At 37.3% G+C, this 3,214-nt stretch carries 3 protein-coding genes; all 3 read left to right on the forward strand.

Annotated features, from left to right (window positions below; translation table 11 throughout):
• Nucleotides 1-219 precede the first annotated feature (219 nt).
• The 3 genes from Q0064_RS01790 to Q0064_RS01800 all read left to right on the forward strand — a co-directional run bounded on the left by Q0064_RS01790 (nt 220) and on the right by Q0064_RS01800 (nt 3,006).
• Nucleotides 220-1,311 carry a hypothetical protein gene (locus Q0064_RS01790; RefSeq protein WP_298143400.1) on the forward strand — a complete coding sequence of 364 codons (1,092 nt, stop codon included), beginning with the start codon at nt 220-222 and terminating at the stop codon, nt 1,309-1,311.
• Nucleotides 1,301-2,089, forward strand: a complete 789-nt coding sequence (locus Q0064_RS01795) for a hypothetical protein (protein ID WP_298143403.1) — start codon at nt 1,301-1,303, stop codon at nt 2,087-2,089. Before Q0064_RS01790 ends, Q0064_RS01795 begins: the two co-directional genes overlap by 11 nt.
• Nucleotides 2,090-2,268: 179 nt before the next feature.
• The gene (locus tag Q0064_RS01800) at nt 2,269-3,006 is read left to right on the forward strand and encodes a hypothetical protein (protein WP_298143406.1); all 738 of its coding nucleotides are present in this window, start codon (nt 2,269-2,271) and stop codon (nt 3,004-3,006) included.
• The last annotated feature ends 208 nt before the right edge of the window (nt 3,007-3,214 follow it).

A 3,214-nucleotide genomic window follows, 5' to 3' on the forward strand; every position in this document is an offset into this window, starting at 1 on the left:
ACCTCGTTTGCTTCTTGTGCGCTAGCGTTTTGGCGTAGCTTCCGTTGGTCGCTCGCCAAAATCACAGCCCGCAACGCGCAAACTTTGGTTTATAACCGCTGCTGTCGCTAACTCGAAAATTTACCACTTTCTTCAGAAAATTATTTTTATTTTTTAACAGTTATTAATTGCTAGTTTGAACGTTAGTATTTAAATTTGACTAACCTAAATTTAATTTTTATGAAAAAATCTATTTTACTACTCTTTATGGGGGGGTTATTTCTAACAAGTTGTTCGGATAATTTTTCTGAGCAACAGCAAACTGCAAAGCAAAATAAAGGTAAATTCAACGTCATCACTTACAACACTGCTAATGGTGCTGATGGTCAGCAAAGAATTCAAAATCCGACAGGTACAATCCTGAGTTTTGATTCGGAGGCGGAATATTGGGCTACGGTTGATTCGCTGGAAATTGTTCAGGAAAATTTTATAGACGGAATCACTCGACAATACAGTGGTTCTCTTGCAACTTTAAACAACCTTGTGGAGTCTAATAGAATCGATTTGTACGAACCTCTTACAAATTTTGAAAATGTATACAATTTTAGGAGTTTAAGAATTTCGATTATTGAAAGAGAATTGCTTTGGATGCAGACTGCTCTCCCGCCTTATAACGACAATCCAGACATTCATCCTATCGCATCACCCTCTGAACGGTGTTTATGGAATGAAAGAGGTGAAATAATGATTGAAGGTAAAATTTATAAATATGATGATGAAGTCACTAAATTTATCAAAATTGACGATGGTAGTTTAAGCAAACTTGCCTTGATTAACAGTGGCGATACTGGTATATGGCAAGATGAATCTGTTGACTTTATAGATCTTATCGCGGAAATGAGTAGCGCTAATCAATCTGGTTCACTTTGCAAAGTTGCTACATCTAATTACAATTATGAGGTTAACGGTAATTTTGTATTTACAAGTTATGTGGCATTGACCAGGAAAACATGGGCTTTTGGTCGCCATAAACTTGAGGCTAATACTAGATTATATAGAAGAAATTTCTCTGCAACCGGTTTGGTTAACCAAGTAGCCTTGTTAACAACTCACCCGCAAGGTAATAGGTACGTGAACTGTGGCACTACGCCAAGCGCATATTCTCAATCAAAAACAATAGCAGCTTATAGTAATACAGTCGTGTTTAGAAGAGACAATCCATTTGGAAGTCGGATTGTCAACGGAAATAGCTCCTTGTTTTGTAACCACAGCGCAGCTAGTTCCTCAACAAATCCTGCCTTTCAGGTGATATTACCTTTTTATGAGCAATAAATTTAAATATCTCTCAATTATTTGTTTTTTGGTTTTTCAGCAATGTTTTTCACAAACCGCTTACGACAGCATAAGTCGGTTTTCGATAGGTTTGTTTGCGCCAAAATTCGATGAGATAAAATACTATAGAGATCAAAATATTAATTTCGCTACATTCGAAATGGATCCTTCCACTGGCTTTTTTCTTGGAGCACGAATACTGCAATACAAAAATCATGGTATAAATTTTGAATTTAGAACATATAAAATGCGTTCGCGCCTAAAGAGCAATTTCACTGTCGTTGATGTTGTTTCTGGTCTTCCGAGAGAAAGTATGTTTTTTATGCCTTCTAGACAGGCAGTTACAAATTATGAAGTCGGTTTGTCTTACAACTATCGACAGAAGATAACCAATTATATGTCAGTAAATTTTTATGCTGGAGTTAGTTATGAGCGAAACGGTAACAGTGAATCAGTAATTTCGCAGAGTTTTTTCTCTGACGAAAATTGGGTGGAATATCAAAGACCTTTTTTTTCTTACACAGAATATCGTACATCGGTTTCAAGATATAACTTTAAAATATCTGTAAATTATTTATTAAATTGTGGTGAAGTTGGTTTATATCTTGAACAAAATAGAAATTGGAAAAGCCGGTATATTAATGGTCAATTCGAGGTATTTGATGACATTGAGCCATCAAACAGAAATTTTGGTATATTCGATAACGACGGTGATTATTATTCTTTCGGTTTAACTTTCACTCCTCGAAAAGGATTTCTAAAGAAGAAAAAGCAATAATTAAATAAATGGCACCGTGAAAAAGCGGTGCTTTTTTCGTTTTATGTAATTTTCCATTCTAACATAGTTAAAGTTCTCTTATTTGGCAATTTACTGAACGTTTGTGCAAGAAAATTTTTTAACTTCGTTTGATACTTGTAACGCTGCGATTAGTTTTATTAAAAAAGAAAAATAAAAATATGCGTACTAAAAATTTAGCACTACAACTTTTCATGTCTGTTTGCTTTTTTACCGCAACAGCGCAAACCGCTTATGATAGTATTAGTCGGTTAACGATAGGCACATTCCGACCTATTTACAGCAGCAGTGCACGGATCGAAAACAACTACAGTCCGACCGATTTTTCTCGAGTTCAACCAATCGACGGGCTCTCGCTTGCTTATCGCTTTTTTCAGTTTAAATCGCACGCGCTATCAGCCGATTTTAAATATCACCGTGTGAGGTATAAAAATAGCTCTTTTGCAAATAATTTAGGCGGACGGAGTTTCTTTTTAGCAGATAAAGAAAGTAGCACTCGTTTTGAATTTGGGCTGTCGTATAATTACCGCTACTCTATTTCACCTCGATTTTCCCTTAATTTTGGCGGCGGGCTGGGGTTTGAATTCGATACAAATCAGCAGGCGTATTCACTATTTTCAACGGATGAGTCGGGAGCCATAATTTCAGGATTAGCGCGATATGAGTCCGATATTATGCGTTTTAAATACAACCTTCGTTTGTCAGGAAACTATTTAACCTCAGGCGGGGAGTTTGCAGCATTTATCGAAAAAAACAACAGGTACAGTAACACCGTTCGAAACAGTAATATTGTTTCGGCAAATCCAACAGTTAATGTACCCAACGAAATAAATCTTAGCGGAAATGCTACCTACTTTGGCGTTATGTTTACGCCTAAGAAATCCAAACCCAAACGGTAAACGCTAGGGAAAACTTGCCTATTTCTTTTCTTTGGAAGTTGCGCGCACACGTTCGGTGGAAATGCATCGCGCGCCGCGCCATTCGCTCCAATAAACCTCGTTTGCTTCTTGTGCGCTAGCGTTTTGGCGTAGCTTCCGTTGGTCGCTCGCCAAAATCACAGCCCGCAACGCGCAAACTTTGGTTTATAACCGCTGCTGTCGCTAACTC

The sequence above is a fragment of the Flavobacterium sp. genome, from assembly GCF_027490375.1.
Taxonomy (GTDB): domain Bacteria; phylum Bacteroidota; class Bacteroidia; order Flavobacteriales; family Flavobacteriaceae; genus Flavobacterium.